The organism is Mycobacterium sp. MS1601 (genome assembly GCF_001984215.1).
Classification (GTDB): Bacteria; Actinomycetota; Actinomycetes; order Mycobacteriales; family Mycobacteriaceae; genus Mycobacterium.
Genome location: NZ_CP019420.1, coordinates 2,692,513 through 2,711,542 on the forward strand (window position 1 = coordinate 2,692,513; position 19,030 = coordinate 2,711,542).

Below are 19,030 nucleotides of genomic sequence, written 5' to 3' on the forward strand. Positions count from 1 at the left end.
GTAGTCCTGACGCGAGGGCCGACGAAAACAGGTAGTCGACTCCGGGTTGGTTGGCAACAAACCCGCGAAAGATCCCCAGGCGAGGTCGTTCGGAGCGGCCGCGAACTTCGTGAGGGGACATCATGAGCGCAGCGCTGTACATCGGTCGGACTGGCGCGCTGGCAGCAGCGCTGGGCATGGGGGCCGTGATCGCGGTGTCTCCTGCCGCCGCCTACGCCGACGACACGAGCTCCCCGGAATCCTCGGCCTCTTCGAACAGCACCGGGTCGAACACCTCGGAGACCTCGGAGACATCAGAGTCGTCGAAGGAGACGACCAAGGCTCAAGACGAGGCCCAACACAAGACCCAGGACAAGGTCGAGTCCGTTGAGGACGAAGAGCCTGAGGCCGACGACGCCAAGGCTGAAGACGCACCCGAGGACGAGCCGGAGCCCGAATCCGAGGCCATCGATGAGGGTGAGCCGAAGGCAGAGGCTGAGGTAGAAACCGAGCCCGAGACCAAGGCTGAGCCCGCCGCGAAGCGGTCGCCGAAGAACGGCAGTCCGCGTGCCGCCCAGGCCGCCGAGCGGGTGTCGACCTGGCAGACCTTCACCGGAACCCCCGCCAATGCGGTTCCCCGTGCTGTCCTGGCGACCCCGGACCTCGGCTCGTTCGTGGCGTACTTCATCTCCGACGGCACCGCGACGCGTCCCAACGCCGGCGTCTGGATCGGCAATGGGTTCAGCTACACCGCTGCCACGTGCAACCAGGGCCTCGAGTGCACGGGCGGCAACGGCGGCTCTCTGTTCGGCAACGGCGGCAACGGGTTCAACGGGGGTAGCGGCGGCCGGGCAGGCATGGTCGGTGACGGCGGCGACGGCGGTGCGGGGCTGTCAGGCATCAACGCCGGCAACGGTGGAAACGGCGGCCGGGCCGGGCTGATCGGTGACGGCGGCAGCGGTGGTGCCTCGGATCGGTACACCGCCGCAGCGGTGGGCGGCACCGGCGGCCGCGGTGGGCTGTTGGTCGGCAACGGGGGCAACGGTGGCCAGTCCTCGACCGGCGCTGACGGAGCTGACGGCGGCAATGGTGGGTATTTCTTCGGCGATGGTGGTCGTGGTGGAACAGGTGGACCGGGAACCGTCTTGTGCGACAACGCCGAACAGATCTGCAGCATCCATTCCTTCGGCGGGGCAGGAGGTAGCGGCGGTCAGGGTGGGCTGTTCGGGGGTGCCGACGGCGCCACCGGCGCTGCGCCTCTGCCGGTCACGTCGCCACTGTTCGTCGGGTACGACCCGAAGTGGTTCACCGGGGTCTACGACTGGGGTGGTGCACCCGGCGACCTGTATCCCAACGAGAGCAATCCGAACAAGCCGTACGCGATTCCCGGTACCGTCGTGCCCCACGTCACTCTGCCCGCTGGAACCGAGCTGAGTCGATTCGGCTACACCACCGGTGGATACCTGTCCGGGCCCGACGCACACATCGCGCAGCTGTCGTTGACCCCGAGCAGCGCGGTGCTGCCGCACTTCGAGTACGTCGTCGCCGACCCCACGAAGCTCCCCTTGGGCTGGAGCATCGAGCAATCGCAAGTGGCGCCATGGTTCGGGCAACCGGGGGGCGGTATGCAATACCGGATCCTGATGCCCAACGGCAACAACGGCACGGTGCAGGGACTACTGGACTCCGGCTACCTGGCCGTCAAGTGAGCGACACCCCCGACTTCACCCGCCTGGCCCGGAACTGGAGACACTGGTCGAATGCGGGCCAGCTCAACGAGATAGCGGTCGCGACTGACTGTGACGACTGCGCTGTCTTGTTCAGCACCACCACTTACTCCGTGCACCTGCGCAGAACCGGACAGTGGTGGAGTGTCGACACCATCGATGACCGAGGCCAACGACAGAACGACACCGCGAAGTTCTCGACGTTCGCACTGGCGGAGAAGTATCTCGTGTGGACGTGGGCGTCCCTGGCTCGAAGCTACGTCGGCGCAACCATTCTGGGCCGCCCGCTCTACGACGCCGGTTTTGCTGCCGGGGTTGAGAAAGAACTGGTTGCTCCGGGCACCTTCGAACTGCGTTCCCGGGAGGGGTGTGCGGTGTTGATGGAGCCCTACGGAACCATCTTCAGCCACCTGATCGACATGACCGAAGAGCAGATCGAGAAGATGGTCCTGGTGGATATGGGAGGAACGGCGCCGATGTAGGTGGAATCATTCGATCACCCGTCCTGTTACAGCAGACATCGCAGGTAAACAACCCGTCGATGGAATTGCGCAGGAAGAGGCGAGACCGATGACGAAGATCGGACTGACAGGAATCATCGTTGGCGTGCTGTCGGCGGTCGTGGTGGGGTTTGCTGCCCCCGCACAGGCGGATGACGACCATGGCTTCGGCTACAGCGGCCGGGACCGTGACCGTAGCTATTACGGCGGCGACAGCAACAGCCCGTGGCTGGGTCAACTGGTACCGGACGTCAAGGTGCCGCGAGTGGACACCAGCGTCCGCAACTGAAGTTGTGATCGGTAGCGTACAGGGTTAGAAAGGCCGAGCTGCCTGACGAGACGGCGGCCGCTGTTGTCACGAAGGTTGTCGAGTCGGGCGCGGAACACATCACGAACACCGTGTCCCCGGACGTCTTCACAGCGGAGGGTATTGACCAGGCATACGCGGCGATCGCGGGACGCGTGGGTGCCCACTCCATGGAAGTGGTGGAAGTGACGATCGTTCCCGGGGTACTGACCATCGAGGCCATCGACCCGAATGCCCCGATAGAGCCGAACCAGTGGCAGTACACCTCGGGTGTGGTGGGGCCGTCGCGGCCCGTCGACTACGGGGATGACGTAGAAGCCTTGCGGCAGAATCTCTTTCCCGTCGATGATGTGCCTGCAGTCAATATCACCGCCGCCGTCGGTGCTGCGGTGGCTGCCAGTGGAATTGCCGACGGCGCGGTCGGTAGCCTGAGCATCACACGCAACCTGCCCTTCGATACGAACATCGTGATGTTCATCAACGTGCAAGGTGAGCGCAGTAGTAAGCAGGTGCGCGCCGACGTCACCGGTCAGATCACCGAGGTGGTCTGACCAGCGAGCCTCATTGCCGGCGTTGGTCAGGGCGGTGTCGACTCCGGTCATCTGGACGCGCCCGTCCTGCTCTGAGTGCAGATCCGGCAGCCACGGAGAGCCCCACGTCGTCGAGTGCCACGGTCACCATGTCGGGCACAGCGGTGGCCACCAGCCGAGTCAGCGTGTGACCCGGCGTCATCTCGACAGCGCAGTCGACACCCAGCTCGTGAATCAGCCGGACGCCGTCGTACCAGCGCACCGGACGCATCACCGATTCGGCCAGGTCGCCCAGTACCTGGGCCGCGCTGTCGACCGCCCGTCCGCCGGTGTTGGTGACGTAACGCGATGTCGGGTCACAGACACGGAGTGCGGCCAGACGGGCGCGCAGCGCCGCAGCGGTGGGCTCCTGCAGGGGGCCGTGTGAGGCGATGTCCACAGCGAGCCGTTCGAAGCCGCGGGCACCCATATCCCGTGCCACGCCCTCGGCTACCCCGAACGCCGCGGACGTACCACCGACCACCGTTTGGGTGGCGCTGTTGATGTTGGCAACCCACAGCGGATCCGATGCGGTGGACGTGCGGGTCACCAGCGTGTCGACGGCGCGGATGGGCAGCCCCGTGATTGCCGCCATTCCCCACGATCGGCCGTCGCACACACTCTGCATCGATGTCGCCCGCAGATGCACGGCCGCCAGCGCGTCGGGCAGCGTGAGCACACCGGCAACCACGGCCGCGGCGAACGCTCCGACCGAATGTCCGTCCACGAAGTGGACTGTCACACCGGAGTCGTCGATCAGTGCACGCGCGCTGGCGACGCCGACGGTCACCAGCGCAAGCTGAGTCAGCAGGGTGTCCTGGCCAGGGCGGTCCAGGTCGCCCGGCACGCCCAGGCGTGCGCATGTCCTGAGGGCCTGCTCGATGGCGTCGTGGGCCGCTGGGGTGTCAGGAACACCGCTCAACATGCCCGGCCGTTGAGCGCCTTGGCCAGGGAACAGTAGTGCTACGGCCACGATGTCAGCCGGGATCGAGACACCAGCTGTGGTCCATCGTGGCTGCGAGCCATCAGCTCGGAGACGTCTGAGGCGAGCTCGGTGAGGCTGATTGCGCCCCAACCGAACTCCACCAGACAGTCCACTCGCGCCGGGACGTCTTCTAGCGCACCATGTAGGTCGCGCAGCCACTCGAACATCCCGTCGGTATCGGAGTCGGCGTAGACGGCTACGTCCAGATCGCTGTCGCGGTGCACACATCGGTGCCCGGTCGCCAATTGGAACCCGACGCTTCCGGTAGGCCCCCACCGCAACCCGCTGGCGCCCAGAATCGGGCGTACGGCCTCGAGCGCGCGGAAGGCGGGCAATTCGTGATCGCCGCCGAACTCGTTCAGTTGTTCCGGCGAAACACGGTGCACAACGGTACTCCTGGGAATCTCCAACCCGAATCGTTCAGCCCGGGAGTGTCCACGAACGCCTACCAGCACATGCCCGGGCCGTGGATGGCCGCGGCGCACCACCACCCACGGCATCTGGGTCATTGCCGCGCTCACCCACCGCGGTACGTCCTTGCCCACGGCCGTCGGTGAGGACAGCCTGAGCAGATCGTGCGGTTGTTCCGTGGTCACGACCACTCGCGGGCGATGAGATCGCGCACCGCCCGCGACGCGTGGCGTGTCCGTACTGCTGCGGCAGAGTCCAACCGGTTGGACAGGTCGACCGGACCTCCGCGAGCACGTTTCACCGCTTGCGTCACCGCTGCTGCGACGGTGGTGATGTCTTCGGGCCCAGGAGAATCGGCGTTACCGACGGATAGCAGCCCGTCGCAGAATCCCAGGGTGGCCCAGTCCTGGATGTGATAGCTCAGCGGGGTGATGGTCCTGGCCAGCTCCTCGAGTTCGGCCACCGTCCGCAGCGTGATCCGGGCGGCCGCTTCGCGGTGCATGGCGTGGATCTCGACTCCGGGGTCGTCGAGGGCGAGGATCTGGTTGGCTTGCAGGCCGTGGGTGAGGAAGCCTCCGGAGAGCGCTTTGCCCACGACGAGAGCAACGACAGGGTGGCCGGCAACTCGCGCGGCGTGATAGGCGTCGACAGTGACCGCCATCGCCTGGTGCAGTCCCACGGTCTCCTCGATACGGCCGTAGGCCTGGCTGGGCAGGTCCACCACCGCGATGATGGCCCGCTTGGTGGCGGCATCGACATCGGCGTCGGTGACATCGCGCACGGCCTGTGCCAGCGCCACACATTCGGTGAGACCGACCTCGCCGTGGCGGGCGCAGTGATAGGGATTGCCGGCGTCGGGAACCACGGCCAGATAGACCGCGTCGTCGGTGATGGCGCGGACCACCGAGGGAATCACCGGCTCGGGGTCACGGCCCGCCAGCGCGGCGAGCCAGGTCCTCCCGCGAGAGGCGCTGGCGGACTGCACATCCGATGGCCTGACGGCGGGTGGATTCTCGGAGAGCAGACGGGCCATTTCGTTGATACGCAGACTGCGCGGTTGCCCCGAGCTCAGGCCTGCCGACACGGCGTCGGTGACCCGCGCCCGGATCAGGTTGGTGTCGTCGGCCACCAGGTCGTCGGCCAGCCCAGCCGCATGACGGGCACGACCACCGTCGATGGCCCAGATCAGGGTGTGATCACCGGAGTCGAACTCGGCGATGCCGTGCTCCTGCTCGATCACGGCAGGACCGTTCAAGCCGAGTCGGGCCTGCGGGGTGACGATCAGCCGTGAGCACAGGCCCGCGACTATGCTCATACCGCCGAAGCTGCCGACTGTTCCGGCGACCACGCCGATGACGGGAGCGTAACGCCGCAGATCTAGTGCGGCCGAACAGATCTCGGCCACCGCGTTGAGTCCCAGGTTAGCCTCCTGCAACCGTACGCCGCCGGTCTCGAGCAAGATGACAGCCGCGACGGGGGTGCCGGAGGCAGACTCGGCGGCGGCCGCCAGCAGCGCCTGGCTGATCTTCGCGCCGGATACCTCACCCACACCTCCGCCCTGGAAGCGTTGTTCGATGCCGATCACCACCACGGGGTTGCCCGCGATGGTTCCGCGTGCGATCACCACGCCATCGTCGGCCGCCGGTGTGACACCCTGCGGCATCAACCACGGTGATTCGAGACGATCGAACGGTCCGGCTATCACCCGCACTGTGCCCTCGTCCAACAACGCTGAACAGCGCTGTAGCGCATCGAGTTCGATGAAGCTGTGGCGGTCGATCAACTGTTGCCACGTCAGTCCTACCAGCAGATCGTCGGGCGCACTCATGGGGTGGCCGTCGCAGCCTCGGCGGCCTGCCGCAAGCGCAATGTCACCACGCCGGGGGTGGCCCCGAAATCATTGAGCTCCCACGATCCCGCCAGCGGCGTATGGGTGAAAAAGAGTTCAAGGACGTCTCGCCAGGTGGTGTCGAATCCGTTCACGCTGGTGCGGACCCGCACCGAGGCCACCGACGCCGGCACGTCGTGCTCCTCGAAAAGGATCTCCAGATCGCCGGAGGCCACCACACCTACGTGAGCCCGGCTGTTGGGCCGCACCGTGGCGGGGAACTCATAGGTCAGGGTCGGCATCGTCAACAACTCCGTCGTTCGAGGGTGTCCAGGAACAGGGTGACCGCGAGCAGGTCGCCGGATCCGCCGGGTGACAGGTTCTTCGCCATGCACATCCGATCCAGTTCATCAAAAAGCGCTCGGCCTGAGGAATGTTCGAGTCCACCGGCGGCGAGAACCCGTTGTGCTCCGTGTTGGACGGCAGCCAATCCGGCAGCTCCGCCGCGGTACAGCAGGCAGGTGTCGTCCACACGGGCCATCAGCGCCAGCAGTGCGCCGAGCGGGCCACCTGATCGCAGGGCGGGCATCCCGTGACGTATGACGTCGGGGAAGCCGTCCCGGGCCTGCCCGCGGGCACCGTGCACACCGAAGCGCCGCGCTGCCACAGCGCCGTGTGAGGAGCGTTCCGCGCCGCCTGCCGGATCGTCGATCTGCGCCAGTTCGGCGGCGACGGACACCGCCTCTGCTGCGGTGGACGCTCCGGCTCCGGCCGCGGCGCTGAGCAGTCCCAGCGCCCACAGTGCGCCACGGTGGGTGTTGACGCCACCGGTGGCGGCCAGCATGGTGTGCTCACCGGCTCGGCCTATCTCGCCGAGCTGAGCTCGCAGCGGCACCCCCACGGGTAATGTGGCTCCAGCACAGGCACATTCGAGCAGCGCCTGGTGCAGTGCGTTTGCCGAGTCATGCAGCATCGCTGCCGTCATGTCGTTGTGCGCACCGCTGCCGCGCGCGTCGACCAGTCCCGGTTTGGGTGTGAGGTCCACCTCGTCATGTAGTGCGGCGACGGCGAGATCGGCGATCTGCAGCGCTTCGAGAGTCTGGACTGCTGTGCTCATGTCACCAATCCCTGAACTTCGAAGGCGGATCGTAGAGGCCTCCCGACCAGGCGACCAGATCTTCGATACTGCGTGCCGCGAGCAGGCTGCGATCGGCCAGCCGGGTCTCGACGCCCAGGTCCTCGGGGAACGCCACCAGGCCGTCACGACGCAAGGTCTCGACGTCGCGGGCGGTACGACCGACCGGGGTGACGCCCGCAATCGCGGCCAGGGCGGCCCGACGGAGCTCGAGCGAGGGTGTCTTGTACAGGTATGCGACACCCTCTTCGGTGACGACGTGCGAAACGTCGTCACCGTAGATCATCACCGGCGGCAACGGCATTCCCGCCGTTTTGCCGACTTCGACGGCATCCAACGTCTCGACGAAGGTGGGTACTCCGCCGGCGTGGAACGTCTGTGCGAGCTGCACCACCAGCTTTCGGCCGCGACGTCCCGTGCCCTGACCGGTGGCCAGGTCGAGCCACGGAGGTGACGGGTGCCTGCGGCCGTGCGGGTCGTGACCCATGTTGGGCGCCCCACCGAAACCGGAAAGCCTGCCGTCGGTGACCGTGGAGGAGTTCGCGTCACGGTCGATCTGCAGCGAGGAACCTATGAACATGTCGATGCCGTACTGACCGGCCAACTGGGCGAGCACCCGGTTGGACCGCAGTGAGCCGTCGGCGCCGGTGTAGAAGACGTCGGGTCGGGCGGCTGTGTAACGCTCCATGCCGGGCTCGCCGCCGAAGCAGTGGATGGATTCCACCCAGCCGGATTCGATGGCGGGGATCAGGGTGGGGTGCGGGTTCAGGATCCAGTTCCTGGCGATGCGGCCCTTGAGTCCGAGCATCTCGCCGTACGTCGGCAGGATGAGTTCGATTGCGGCGGTGTCGAATCCGACACCATGGTTCAGCGAAGTCACCTCGTGTCGTTCGTAGACCCCGCGGATGGCGATCATTGCCTTGAGGATGTCCACGGCTCCGATGTGGCGCGGGTCTCGGGTGAACAGTGGTTCCAGGGCGTAGGGCCGGTCGGCCACCACCACGAAGTCCACCCAGTCGCCGGGGATGTCGACCCGCGGCAGCTCGGCGGTGTCCACCACCTTGTTGACCTGAACGATCACCACACCGTCGTGGAAGGCCACCGCCTCGGCGATGGTGGGGGTGTCCTCGGTGTTGGGGCCGGTGTAGAGGTTGCCGTCGCCGTCGGCCAGTTCGGCGCACAGCAGTGCGACCCGCGGCGCCAGGTCGGTGAACATCCGGGAGTACAGCTCCACATAGGTATGAATGGCGCCGATCTGGACCAGGCCGTCTTCGACCATCTGCGCTATCCGCACACTCTGCGGCCCGGCGTAGGCAAGGTCGAGCCGGGTGGCGATCTTGCGCTCGAACAGATCCAGGTGTTCAGGGCGCGATACCGATGAGATCAGCATGTGCAGGTCATGCAACCGGCTGGGATCGCAGTCGGCAAGCGTGCGCGAGAGGAAGTCGGCTTGCTTCTGGTTGTCGCCCTCCAATGAGACGCGGTCTCCACTGTGAATGACACTGTGCAGCAGGGCCTTCAGCTGCTCGGGGGGAACCACCTTGCCAACGGAGCAGCTACGTCCAGCGGCCACCCGGTCGGCTTTGTCGATGCGTCGGCTGTTCCACACTCGCGGCGGCGCGCTCATGGATGCAACCGTATCGGAAGGTGTACGGATAACCGCGGACATTCCGGTCGCGCGCCCACCGGGGTATCCAACGCTGCGTGGGTGCGCAGGTGCGCTCGGCAGCGGCGGATCACCACACCGGGGCGCGCTGATGACACCGGTCAGGTGTTGCCCCGCCCTCAACGCACTCAATATGCCTGAGGTGGAACCGATCACGGAGCGGTGGGCATTGGCCAAAGCGGGGCAGGGGTTCGATCAGCCCAACTGTTGGGCGTCGCCTAGGAGGCGGAATGACCGTTTGACCGATTTGGTCAGTACGATGGTGGTATGTTGGAGCAGGCGCAGGTGGCTGCGTGGAAATGGGCGCTGAAGACGTCCGCCGACAAGCTGGCTCCAGTGATGGAGCTCTACAGGCCCTTTGTCGACGGTCTGGACGTGCTGCCCGCTGACGGACGATTCTTGTTGGTGGGCAACCATACTCAGTTCGCAGCAAGCGAGATCGTCCTCATCCCTTACTTCGTGCGGCAACGGCTCGGCAGGCGCGTGCGTCCATTGGCGGATCGTCAGTTCGGCAGGATGCCGGGTCCGCAGTTGCATCTGATGGACGCTTTCGGGGCCGTGATCGGCTCGCCGGAGTCCGCCGCACAACTGATGCGCGCCGACCAGCCCATCCTGGTGTTTCCTGGTGGTGGCCGGGAGATTGCGAAGTTCAAGGGCGAGGAGTACCGGCTACGGTGGCAGAATCGGGCTGGCTTCGCCAGGGTGGCCATCGAACATGACTATCCGATCGTGACGGCGGCCCTGGTGGGCGGCGACGACGTGTACCGCAGTCTGATGGCGCGTGACAGCCCGGCAGGCCAGGTCAGCACCTGGATCACAGAGAAGCTGGGTGGGCCAACGGATTCCGCTTTCCCTCTGGTGCGGGGTCTCGGACCGACTCTCATTCCACGGCCGCAGCGCATGTATCTGCGGTTCAGCTCGGCGATACCCACCTCTCGCCCTGAGGGAACGAGGTGCGAGGAGTGGATCACCGAAGTCAAACGCGAGGTGCAGGAACAGCTCGAGCATGACCTGGAGGATCTGCAGAAGATCCGCGCCGAAGACCCCTACCGCAACCTCAACCCGCTGGCGTGGCGTGCAGCAGTGATGCCATGACCCCAGAGGTACTGCCGGAGATCCACTCGGAGAAGGCGGCCCGAATTCTGGCCGCGGCCCGCAGTCTGCTGCTCAGCCGCGGGGTCAAAGGACTGACCGTCGCAGAGGTGGCACAGAAGGCGTATGTCGGCAAGGGCACGCTCTATCTATTCTGGGAAACCAAGGAGGACTTGATAATCGGTCTGGTCGCCCGTGAGATATTGTCCACCACAGGGGAACTCATCGATCACCTCGATTCTGACCCTGCTCTGGCGTCACCTGACCGGTTCTGTCCGACGATGGTGGCCACGGCCCGGGGCCGGCCGCTGATGGCAGCGCTGGCCGACCGCGACGAAGCGGTACTCGGGTTGCTTGCGACGCACCCACGGGCGGCCGCGCTCGACGCAGCTCTGGGGCCTGGGGCCATCCTGCGTGGAGTACTTCCGGTGTGGCGCGGTGCGGGAATCGTCGGCGGCGACTGGGACATCGAAGACCAGACTGTGGCGCTCAACGCACTGGCCGAGGGGATCATGATGACACTGACCCGCCCGGTCGTTGGCTCGGACGCCGACCCCTTGCAGGTCCTCGGCCGCGCCGTCGCGATCCTGCTTGGGGTAAAGAACGTCGACGATAAGCAGCTCACCGCCACTGCCGCGGCCATCATCGATCTCCTGAACGACGGACGGAACACGGTCCTGACATCGATCGCCGGTCAGCAGGCCGCCGAGTAGTCAGAACCCAGAAACGTCCAGGTTTCACCGCAGCAGACACGGGGCAACCAGCACCACCATGTCTCCGCACGCCGTCATCTCCGGTGCAGGTATCGCCGGTCCCGCCCTGGCCCACCAGCTGACCGCCCGCGGTTGGCGGACCACCGTCATCGAGCGCTTTCCGCAGCGTCGCGACGAGGGCCAGAACGTCGACATCCGCGGCGCCGCCCGTGAGGTGGTGCGCCGGATGGGAATCGAAGACGCAGTGCGAGCAGCGGGCACCGGCGAGATCGGAACCCGCTTTGTCAGGGCCGACGGGTCGGTGGCGGCGGAGTTCCCGGTCGACCCCAGCGGTGACACCGATGGACCCACCGCTGACCTGGAGATCCTGCGGGGCGAGCTGTCGCGCATCCTGATCGAGCGCACCAGCGGGACTGAATACCTGTTCGGCACTCAGATCGCCGATGTCACCGATCACGCCGACCATGTCACGGTGACGTTGCAGGAGGACGCCACCCTGGAGGCGGACCTGCTGGTCGTCGCCGAGGGCTTGCACTCCCGCAGCCGCCGGTTCGTCACCGATACCGAGGTGGATGAGTTGGGCATGTACTTCGCCTACGTCACCCTTCCACGGACCGAGCAGGACAACCGATGGTGGAACTGGCAGCACGAAACCGCGCATCGCGGTGTGCATCTGCGCCCTGACAACCTCGGTACCACCCGCGCCATCCTGACATTCATCTCCGACGTCCGCGGGTTCGAGGAACTCGACCGGGCCGGGCAGATCACCATTTTGAACCGCACGTTTGCCGACGTCGGAGGGGCTGCGCCACGGGTGCTTGCCGAGATCGCCAACGGGGCGCCGATGTACTTCTCCGCGGTGGGGCAGGTGCGACCGTCGTCCTGGAGCCGAGGTCGGGTCACCCTGTTGGGCGACGCTGCCTTCTGCAACGCCACCTTCGGTGGTGCCGGAACCAGCCTGGCACTCATCGGTGCCTACGTTCTGGCCGGTGAACTGGCTGCCGTCGACGACACCATGACGGCCCTCCAGCGCTATCAGCAGACCATGAAGCCGTTCATCGGGACCGCGCCCAATGTTCGCGCAGGGGTGCTGAGGCTCGCGAATCCCCGTACCCACCAGGGGATCCGGGTGCTGCACGCCGGGGCCGTAATCGCTGCGGGTCCGCTCGGGCGGGTGGCCTCCAAGCTTGCCGGGATAACGGACATCGCAGGCGGGAATCTGCGGCTGCCGCTGTACGCCTAAATAGCTTGGTTGCCTACCTACCTACTAGAAGGTAGGCTGCTCGACATGGCCACCACCGATGCGATCCTCGAATGCGCACGTGCCTCCATCGTCGCCGGGGGCTACAACGGATTCAGCTACGCCGACATCTCTGCTGTCGTCGGGATTCGCAAGGCCAGCATCCATCACCACTTCCCGACGAAGGTGGACCTGGTACGCACTCTGGTCAAGCGGTACCGCGAGCAGGCGGTGGCGGGAATGGTCGAATCAGAACGCCGCGCACCGGATCCGCTCGAACAGCTTCGTGGTTACACCGGCTACTGGGCGGCGTGCATCGGAGCGCCCGACACCAGTTACTGTCTGTGTGCGTTGCTCGCAACCCAGATCCCGGTGCTGCCCGACGAGGTGGCGGCCGAGGTGCGGGCCTATTTCCACGACCTCTCGACCTGGCTGGCTTCAGCGTTGGAACGTGGTGCTGCGCAGGGCATTTTCACCCTCGCCGGTACTGCGCAGGATGAGGCCGAGCTGTTCATGGCCACCGTTCACGGCGCCATGCTCACGGCTCGGACGTACGACAACCCGCAAATTTTTGCCACTATCGCCGACGGCGCCATCAACAGGCTCCGCACGCACATCTGACAGGAGCGAGTCATGACCGACACCATCAACGAATCCACGGTGCACGAGGGTAGTGGTCAGTGGTTGAAGCGTTATTACCTTGCCCGCGCGGCCTTTTCCGTGGTGTGGGTGGCAGCGGCGTTCGCTGTGCCCGCCGACGCGACAGTTCTGGTAGCCGCCCTCTTCCTGGTCTATCCCGCGTGGGATGCAGCGGCCAATGTTGTTGACGCACAACGAAGTGGCGGACTGCGGCGCAACCCCACCCAGGCCTTCAACGCGGCCGTGAGTGCCATCACCACCGGTGCGGTCGCCGTTGCACTCACCGCAGGCATGAATGCGGTGCTGGGTGTCTTCGGAGTGTGGGCGGCCATGTCGGGGCTTCTGCAGCTCGCCACCGCAGTCCGACGTTGGCGGAAGTCCGGCGCGCAGTGGGCGATGTTGCTCAGCGGGGTGCAGTCCACTGCGGCCGGAGTCATGTTCCTCATCGAATCGACCTCGCCCGAAGTGCCGAACATCACCGTGGTGGCTCCGTACGTGGCGTTCGGGGCCTTCTACTTCCTGCTGGCTGGGGTGTGGTTGATCGTTCGCAAGGCATGAGTCGTGGTAGCCACACCAGGGGATGAGACTTGGAAGTTACTGTGAGTGACTGATATTGACCGGGCATTCACTTCGTTGGTGCGGTTGTGGAGTCCCGTCCCGTGACGTAGCGTCAACCAGGTTGATTAGTCTTTCTATAGAAAGTCACGGATGCAGCGGGTTTCGATCAGCCGGCAGCTCGGGCAGCGGTGGATGGCGTTGGTGGCAGTGGCGGTTGTCGTGGTCGCGGGTTTTGCCGTCTACCGGCTGCGCGGCGTCTTTGCCTCCGAGGATGTGGTGTCCACTCCGAGCGGTGCCGAGAACGACATCGTGCCGTTCAACCCCAAACATGTGGTGCTCGAGGTGTTCGGGCCGCCCGGCACGGTCGCCACCATCACCTACACCGACGTCGATGCCCAACCGCAGCGCGCCGACGGCGTCGCACTGCCCTGGTCGTATGACACCACCACCACCCAGCCCGCCGTCTTCGTCAATGTCTCGGCCCAGGGCGACAGCGACTCGATCGGTTGCCGCATCACCATCGATGACGCGGTCAAAGACGAGAGAACGGCCAACAACCTCAACGCGTTCACCTACTGCCTGGACAAGTCCGGATGAGCGCGGCGCGAATCCCTGATCTTATCCGGCGGTACTCGGTGCTGATTGCGCTGTTCTGGCTGGTGCTGGCGGTGCTGACCAACGTCTTCGTGCCCCAGCTCGAGACGGTCGCCGAAATGCACAATGTTTCGCTGAGTCCACAGGACTCGCCGTCGCTGCAGGCCAGTAAACGCATTGGCAAGGTGTTCGACGAATTCGATTCCGACAGTTCGGCGATGATCGTGCTGGAAGGCGACGAACCGCTGGGCGCCGACGCCCACCACTACTACGACGGCCTGGTGCAGAAGCTCTCCCAGGACACCACACATGTCCAGCACATCCAGGACTTCTGGGGCGACCCGCTGACGGCCGCAGGTTCCCAGAGCGCGGATGGCAAGGCCGCACTGGTGCAGCTGTACCTGGCAGGTAACCAGGGCGAGTCGCTGGCCAACGAGTCTGTAGACGCGGTCCGCGAGATCGTCGACCAGAACCCGCCACCACCGGGCCTGAGGGCTTACGTCACCGGCGCCGCGCCACTGGTCACCGATCAGTTCGAGGTGGGCCGCCAGGGCACTTTGAAAACCACACTGATCACCCTCGGGGTGATCGCGCTGATGCTGCTGTGGCTCTATCGCCGGCTCACCACGGTGTTCCTGGTGCTGTTCACGGTGATGATCGAGCTGACCGCGTCGCGTGGTGTGGTTGCCGTGCTCGCCAACGCGGGCATCATCGAGTTGTCCACGTACTCGACCAATCTGCTGACGCTGCTGGTCATCGCCGCGGGCACCGACTACGCGATCTTCATCCTCGGTCGCTTCCACGAGGCGCGGTACGTGGGGGAGGACCGCGTCACGGCGTTCACCACCATGTACCACGGCACCGCACACATCATCCTGGGTTCGGGGCTGACGATCGCCGGCGCGGTGCTGTGCCTGACCTTCACCCGGTTGCCGTACTTCCAGAGCCTGGGAGTACCTGCGGGCATCGGTGTCCTGGTGGCCGTGGTCGCGGCCCTGACCCTGGCGCCGGCGTTGCTGATCATCGGCCGCCACTTCGGGCTGTTCGAACCCAGCAGGCCCATGCGCACCCAGGGCTGGCGACGGATCGGCACGGCGATCGTCCGCTGGCCAGGACCGATCCTGGTCGCGACGGTGGCCGTCGCACTCGTCGGTCTGATCGCCCTGCCCTGGTACACCACCAGCTACGACGCCCGCCCCTACCTGCCCGCCAGCGCACCGGCCAACGTCGGCTATGCCGCTGCCGAACAACACTTTTCGCAGGCCCGTCTGAATCCGGAACTGCTGATGGTGGAAGCCGACCACGACCTGCGCAATCCCACCGACATGATTCTGCTCGAACGGGTCGCCAAGGCGGTCTTCCACACCGACGGCATCGCGCAGGTGCAGTCGATCACCAGGCCGCTGGGCACGCCGCTGGACCACACCTCCATCCCGTTCCAGATCAGCGCGGGCAGCGCCTCACAAATCAACAACCTGCCCTTCCAACAAGCTCGCGGTGCGGACCTGCTCAAGCAGGTGGACGTCATCAACAACTCGATCGACATTCTGCGACAACAGTATTCGTTGCAGCAGCAGTCCAGTGCCGTCACCGACGAGCAGACCAGGGCTTTTCAGAACACTGTCGCCACCGCGCAGGATCTGCGTGACAAGATCGCCAATTTTGACGACTTCTTCCGGCCGCTGCGCAACTACTTCTACTGGGAACCGCACTGCTACGACATCCCGATCTGCTGGGCGCTGCGCTCGCTGTTCGAGGCATTGGACGGCATCAACGCCCTGACCGACCAACTGGCCGATGTCGCGGGTAGCATCGCCAAACTCGATGAGCTGCAACCGAAACTACTGGCGCTGATACCGCCGCAGATCGCCAGTCAGGAGGCAAATCGCGACTTGACCCTGACCAACTACGCCACCACATCAGGCATCAACGATCAGGCGGCGGCGGCACTGCAGAACGCCACCGCGCTGGGCCAAGCCTACGACGCATCCAAGACCGACGACTCGTTCTACCTGCCGCCCGAGGCCTTCACCAACCCGGAGTTCCAGCGTGGCCTCAAGCTGTTCCTCTCACCGGACGGCAAGGCCGCACGGATGATCATCACCCATGACGGGGATCCAGCCACCCCCGAGGGCATTTCACATATCGATGCCATCAGACACGCCGCGAAGGAAGCGGTGAAGGGCACGCCGCTGGCCGGTTCCCAGATCTACATCGCCGGCACTGCTGCCACGTACAAGGACATCCAGGACGGCGCCAAGTATGACTTGATGATCGCGGCGATCGCCGCGATGTGCCTGATCCTGCTGGTGATGATGTTCATCACCCGCAGCATCGTCGCGGCCTTCGTGATCGTGGGCACCGTGGCCCTGTCACTGGGCGCGTCCTTCGGGCTCTCGGTGTTGATCTGGCAGGAGATCTTCGGGATCGATCTCTACTGGATTGTGCTGGCGCTGGCCGTCATTCTGCTACTGGCTGTGGGATCGGACTACAACCTGCTGCTGATCTCCCGGTTCAAGGAGGAGATCGGCGCGGGTCTGAACACCGGCATCATCCGCGCGATGGCCGGGTCCGGTGCCGTAGTGACAGCGGCGGGACTGGTGTTCGCCGCCACGATGGCGTCATTCCTGTTCGCGGACTTGCGGATTCTCGGTCAGATCGGCACGACGATCGCACTGGGCCTGCTGTTCGACACCCTGATCGTGCGGTCGTTTATGACTCCTGCCATCGCGGCCCTGCTCGGGCGGTGGTTCTGGTGGCCACTCAATGTCCGTCAGCGTCCCGTGCCCCGGTCGTTCACAACGCCGAGCAGGGAGCGGCAACTGCAGCTGTGGGAAGACGGCGACCCGGTGGTCACCCGGGACTGACGTCGGCCAGCTTGCCTTTCAACCCGGCCACCCTGCGCAACTGCGCCGCCATGTTCATCGACGTCAACATCGGGATGCCGCCGATGAACGTGCGAAAGGACGGATTCCCGCCGTGCAGGTGCAGCATGAACAGGCAGCCGACAACGTAGAAGAAGCCGATGGTGAACAACGCGGCGGGTATCGCGTAAGCCAGTGGTGATCGTGCGTCGGCCACCAGTTCGGCGGCGTAGTCGACTTCCTGTTGCGACATCGGTTGGCGCTTGCGCACTTTGGCCAGCACTGCCTTGTGGGCGCCCACCTGATCACCCATCGGGTGGGGCCGGCGCTTCTCCAGTCGCGAGATGTAGACGAAGACGCACGTGGCGAAGACGATTTCCATCACCGCGGCGAGGATCGTGAGGTCGCCCCAGATACCCAGTGTCACGCCAGCGACGCTACCTGAACTTAGGGCTTCTATCTATATGTCGGATGGCGAGTCAGCCGCGGCCGCGAGGTTTCCGACGACGAGCTTGGTCGCTCGCGAAGTGTTCAGCGAAATCTGACGGTGAGGGTCGCCAGTCCGAAGATCTTCTTCCCCGCTGACTTCGCGCCGACGAGAAGGACGCCGGTACGGGTTTCGGGATCCAGTGATTTCACCTTGCCGCTGTACTCGATGTCGGCTCCCTCGGCTGCCGACACCACCGCCGGCTGTGACAGCCGCACGGCGTAGCGGGTAGCCGCACCCGGGTCACCCGTCCAGGTCGAGGCGAACCCGGCGCCCAGGCCCATGGTGAGCATTCCGTGCGCGATCACATCCGGTAGCCCCGCGAGTTTGGCGATGGCCTCGTCCCAGTGGATCGGGTTGGCGTCGCCGGCCACGCCGGCGTAGTTCACCAGGTCGCCGCGCGACAGCCGGGTGTGGTGCACACCCAGGTCCTGGCCTGCGGTCACGTCCTCGAAGCGCGGAGTTCCCGGCGTGCGGGCGGATCCGTCGGCGATGCGGATCTGCCCTGCGGGGCGCAGCGTCTTCACATAGTCGGCATCGGCGCCACCGATGTCGAGGATGTTCATGTCGTGCATCATCGCCTTCTGCACGGCCGTCTTGACCCCCGCGTCGATGTCGTCGGCGGTGACTCCGACCACGGTGGTGTGCAGGGTGTGCACCCGCTCGCCTGCGGAGTCGGTGAAGGTGTTGGTGACGGTGATGAAATCTCGGCCCGCCGTTCGTCGCACCGAGGTCAATTCGACGTCGATGACCAGTTCGTCGCCGGCCACGATCGGGCGGTGCGCCTCGAACACCTCTTCGGTCTGCAGGTAGGTGTCATAGCCCACGACAATCTCTTCGAACATGCGGCGATTGCACTGCATGCCGGGGGCGGAGGTGAAGGTCAGAGGCGCGACCAGATCCGGGTAGCCCAGCTTGGTTGCGGCGGCGACATCCCAGTGCGCGGGGTGGTAGTCCTGCACCGCGCGGGCGTACTCACGCAGCTTCTCCCGGCCGACGAGGTAGGTGCCGTCCATTTGGTAGTGGTGGCCCACCCGAGCTTCGAGAGGCGATGTTTCTGCTGCTGCGGTCACCCAAGCACCCTATCCGCCGCCACCTCCTGCCCCTGCAGCGCCGACACCACGAGGTTGTTCTTCGGCAGCTCGGAGCCCGTGGCCACGGCCTGCGCCCATGCCGCGGTGGTGGCCACCGCGGCGAAGTTCGACTGGAACAGCACCATCAACGTCGTGTGCAACACCTCGGCACTGACATGGCCGGCCTCGTTGGCCAGGTTGATCGCGCCAGTGGCATCGGACAGGATCTCGGCGGCGAAACCCAGCCCCTCGGCCTCGACAGCGGTGGCCAGATCGCAGTTGTTGGCCATGAAGCCGACAATGGTGATTGTGTCGATTCCCTTGTCGCGCAACCACTCTGCTACATCGGTGCTTGCGAACACGCTGCCGTAGTTCTTGCGGACATGCTTCCAGGACACGTCCACTGCGGCCTCGACGTCCGGGTGCAGCTGCCAGCCCGCCGACCCCGGGGCGAACACCGGAGCGTCCTCGGACTCCTCATGCTGGACCACCACCACCGGGATGTCCCGCTGGGCGGCGAGCTTGATGGCCGCCACGATGTTGGCCAGCGACTCCTCCCGCGGCGGGTGGTGAATCTGCAGGGGTCCGGCGAAATACTCCTGCTGGACGTCGACAACGATGAGGGCGCGGCGCGGTGTGGTCATACCTGTGATTGTCTGAGTA

General features: G+C 65.4%; 20 protein-coding genes. 11 read left to right on the forward strand and 9 right to left on the reverse strand.

All coding sequences use genetic code 11. The features are described 5' to 3' along the window. The first annotated feature begins 122 nt into the window (after nt 1-122). The 4 genes from BVC93_RS34535 to BVC93_RS13160 all read left to right on the forward strand — a co-directional run bounded on the left by BVC93_RS34535 (nt 123) and on the right by BVC93_RS13160 (nt 3,064). Nucleotides 123-1,688 (forward strand): TNT domain-containing protein, encoded by a 1,566-nt coding sequence (locus BVC93_RS34535; protein WP_083737762.1) that lies wholly within the window; start codon nt 123-125, stop codon nt 1,686-1,688. Next, nucleotides 1,685-2,188: a hypothetical protein gene (locus BVC93_RS33580; RefSeq protein WP_192860308.1), complete on the forward strand. Its 504-nt coding sequence runs from the start codon at nt 1,685-1,687 to the stop codon at nt 2,186-2,188. Before BVC93_RS34535 ends, BVC93_RS33580 begins: the two co-directional genes overlap by 4 nt. Nucleotides 2,189-2,276: 88 nt before the next feature. Then, the gene (locus tag BVC93_RS13155; RefSeq protein ID WP_083737764.1) at nt 2,277-2,495 is read left to right on the forward strand and encodes a hypothetical protein; all 219 of its coding nucleotides are present in this window, start codon (nt 2,277-2,279) and stop codon (nt 2,493-2,495) included. A gap of 188 nt (nt 2,496-2,683) precedes the next feature. Beyond that, complete coding sequence (locus BVC93_RS13160; RefSeq protein WP_157516899.1) at nt 2,684-3,064, forward strand: hypothetical protein; 381 nt, start codon at nt 2,684-2,686, stop codon at nt 3,062-3,064. Between the two features lie 10 nt (nt 3,065-3,074). Here the strand turns inward: BVC93_RS13160 and BVC93_RS13165 are convergent, their stop codons facing one another. From BVC93_RS13165 to mdcA, 6 genes are read right to left on the reverse strand one after another with little or no spacing between them, the layout of a single operon-like run. After that, entirely contained in the window at nt 3,075-4,055 is a 981-nt protein-coding gene (locus BVC93_RS13165) for an ACP S-malonyltransferase (protein ID WP_157516900.1), read from the reverse strand. Continuing rightward, nucleotides 4,046-4,663, reverse strand: coding sequence for a malonate decarboxylase holo-ACP synthase (locus BVC93_RS13170; RefSeq protein ID WP_192860309.1), 618 nt, complete (start codon nt 4,661-4,663; stop codon nt 4,046-4,048). Before BVC93_RS13170 ends, BVC93_RS13165 begins: the two co-directional genes overlap by 10 nt. After that, nucleotides 4,660-6,306, reverse strand: coding sequence for a biotin-independent malonate decarboxylase subunit beta (gene mdcD, locus BVC93_RS13175; protein WP_083737772.1), 1,647 nt, complete (start codon nt 6,304-6,306; stop codon nt 4,660-4,662). Before mdcD ends, BVC93_RS13170 begins: the two co-directional genes overlap by 4 nt. Beyond that, the gene (gene mdcC / locus BVC93_RS13180; protein WP_083737774.1) at nt 6,303-6,608 is read right to left on the reverse strand and encodes a malonate decarboxylase acyl carrier protein; all 306 of its coding nucleotides are present in this window, start codon (nt 6,606-6,608) and stop codon (nt 6,303-6,305) included. Before mdcC ends, mdcD begins: the two co-directional genes overlap by 4 nt. A 2-nt stretch (nt 6,609-6,610) precedes the next feature. After that, nucleotides 6,611-7,423, reverse strand: a complete 813-nt coding sequence (locus BVC93_RS13185) for a triphosphoribosyl-dephospho-CoA synthase (RefSeq protein WP_083737776.1) — start codon at nt 7,421-7,423, stop codon at nt 6,611-6,613. Between the two features lies 1 nt (nt 7,424). Next, entirely contained in the window at nt 7,425-9,068 is a 1,644-nt protein-coding gene (mdcA, locus tag BVC93_RS13190; RefSeq protein ID WP_083737778.1) for a malonate decarboxylase subunit alpha, read from the reverse strand. A 306-nt stretch (nt 9,069-9,374) separates the two neighbouring features. Between mdcA and BVC93_RS13195 the strand changes: the two genes are divergently transcribed. The 7 genes from BVC93_RS13195 to BVC93_RS13225 all read left to right on the forward strand — a co-directional run bounded on the left by BVC93_RS13195 (nt 9,375) and on the right by BVC93_RS13225 (nt 16,810). Further along, nucleotides 9,375-10,202, forward strand: coding sequence for a lysophospholipid acyltransferase family protein (locus BVC93_RS13195; protein WP_083737779.1), 828 nt, complete (start codon nt 9,375-9,377; stop codon nt 10,200-10,202). After that, nucleotides 10,199-10,912: a TetR/AcrR family transcriptional regulator gene (locus BVC93_RS13200; RefSeq protein WP_083737782.1), complete on the forward strand. Its 714-nt coding sequence runs from the start codon at nt 10,199-10,201 to the stop codon at nt 10,910-10,912. Before BVC93_RS13195 ends, BVC93_RS13200 begins: the two co-directional genes overlap by 4 nt. Nucleotides 10,913-10,970: 58 nt before the next feature. After that, nucleotides 10,971-12,155: an FAD-dependent monooxygenase gene (locus BVC93_RS13205; protein WP_083737784.1), complete on the forward strand. Its 1,185-nt coding sequence runs from the start codon at nt 10,971-10,973 to the stop codon at nt 12,153-12,155. 45 nt (nt 12,156-12,200) lie between these two features. Then, nucleotides 12,201-12,773: a TetR/AcrR family transcriptional regulator gene (locus BVC93_RS13210; protein ID WP_083737785.1), complete on the forward strand. Its 573-nt coding sequence runs from the start codon at nt 12,201-12,203 to the stop codon at nt 12,771-12,773. Nucleotides 12,774-12,785: 12 nt separating this feature from the next. Further along, nucleotides 12,786-13,349: a DUF308 domain-containing protein gene (locus BVC93_RS13215; RefSeq protein WP_083737787.1), complete on the forward strand. Its 564-nt coding sequence runs from the start codon at nt 12,786-12,788 to the stop codon at nt 13,347-13,349. Nucleotides 13,350-13,499: 150 nt separating this feature from the next. Then, nucleotides 13,500-13,946, forward strand: coding sequence for an MmpS family transport accessory protein (locus BVC93_RS13220; protein ID WP_192860310.1), 447 nt, complete (start codon nt 13,500-13,502; stop codon nt 13,944-13,946). Beyond that, on the forward strand, nt 13,943-16,810 hold the full coding sequence (locus BVC93_RS13225; RefSeq protein ID WP_083737789.1) for an MMPL/RND family transporter: 2,868 nt from the start codon (nt 13,943-13,945) through the stop codon (nt 16,808-16,810). Before BVC93_RS13220 ends, BVC93_RS13225 begins: the two co-directional genes overlap by 4 nt. Here the strand turns inward: BVC93_RS13225 and BVC93_RS13230 are convergent. The 3 genes from BVC93_RS13230 to BVC93_RS13240 form a co-directional block, all read right to left on the reverse strand. Further along, a complete protein-coding gene (locus BVC93_RS13230) occupies nt 16,797-17,234 on the reverse strand; it encodes a hypothetical protein (RefSeq protein ID WP_083737791.1) in 438 nt (145 codons plus the stop codon). The two genes, BVC93_RS13225 and BVC93_RS13230, sit on opposite strands and share 14 nt — an antisense overlap. Nucleotides 17,235-17,338: 104 nt before the next feature. Next, nucleotides 17,339-18,367 (reverse strand): fused (3R)-hydroxyacyl-ACP dehydratase subunits HadA/HadB, encoded by a 1,029-nt coding sequence (locus BVC93_RS13235; RefSeq protein WP_083737793.1) that lies wholly within the window; start codon nt 18,365-18,367, stop codon nt 17,339-17,341. Then, a complete protein-coding gene (locus BVC93_RS13240) occupies nt 18,364-19,011 on the reverse strand; it encodes a cysteine hydrolase family protein (RefSeq protein ID WP_083737795.1) in 648 nt (215 codons plus the stop codon). The genes BVC93_RS13235 and BVC93_RS13240 overlap by 4 nt, the downstream gene beginning before the upstream one ends. Nucleotides 19,012-19,030: the final 19 nt, after the last annotated feature.

Excerpts from the sequence above, each read along its gene's own strand:
- BVC93_RS34535 (WP_083737762.1), top strand. The coding sequence starts at position 123 with ATGAGCGCAGCGCTGTACATCGGTCGGACTGGCGCGCTGGCAGCAGCG.
- BVC93_RS13155 (WP_083737764.1), top strand. The coding sequence starts at position 2,277 with ATGACGAAGATCGGACTGACAGGAATCATCGTTGGCGTGCTGTCGGCG.
- BVC93_RS13160 (WP_157516899.1), top strand. The coding sequence starts at position 2,684 with ATGGAAGTGGTGGAAGTGACGATCGTTCCCGGGGTACTGACCATCGAG.
- mdcD (WP_083737772.1), bottom strand. The coding sequence starts at position 6,306 with ATGAGTGCGCCCGACGATCTGCTGGTAGGACTGACGTGGCAACAGTTG.
- mdcC (WP_083737774.1), bottom strand. The coding sequence starts at position 6,608 with ATGCCGACCCTGACCTATGAGTTCCCCGCCACGGTGCGGCCCAACAGC.
- BVC93_RS13185 (WP_083737776.1), bottom strand. The coding sequence starts at position 7,423 with ATGAGCACAGCAGTCCAGACTCTCGAAGCGCTGCAGATCGCCGATCTC.
- mdcA (WP_083737778.1), bottom strand. The coding sequence starts at position 9,068 with ATGAGCGCGCCGCCGCGAGTGTGGAACAGCCGACGCATCGACAAAGCC.
- BVC93_RS13195 (WP_083737779.1), top strand. The coding sequence starts at position 9,375 with ATGTTGGAGCAGGCGCAGGTGGCTGCGTGGAAATGGGCGCTGAAGACG.
- BVC93_RS13200 (WP_083737782.1), top strand. The coding sequence starts at position 10,199 with ATGACCCCAGAGGTACTGCCGGAGATCCACTCGGAGAAGGCGGCCCGA.
- BVC93_RS13205 (WP_083737784.1), top strand. The coding sequence starts at position 10,971 with ATGTCTCCGCACGCCGTCATCTCCGGTGCAGGTATCGCCGGTCCCGCC.
- BVC93_RS13210 (WP_083737785.1), top strand. The coding sequence starts at position 12,201 with ATGGCCACCACCGATGCGATCCTCGAATGCGCACGTGCCTCCATCGTC.
- BVC93_RS13215 (WP_083737787.1), top strand. The coding sequence starts at position 12,786 with ATGACCGACACCATCAACGAATCCACGGTGCACGAGGGTAGTGGTCAG.
- BVC93_RS13220 (WP_192860310.1), top strand. The coding sequence starts at position 13,500 with ATGCAGCGGGTTTCGATCAGCCGGCAGCTCGGGCAGCGGTGGATGGCG.
- BVC93_RS13225 (WP_083737789.1), top strand. The coding sequence starts at position 13,943 with ATGAGCGCGGCGCGAATCCCTGATCTTATCCGGCGGTACTCGGTGCTG.
- BVC93_RS13240 (WP_083737795.1), bottom strand. The coding sequence starts at position 19,011 with ATGACCACACCGCGCCGCGCCCTCATCGTTGTCGACGTCCAGCAGGAG.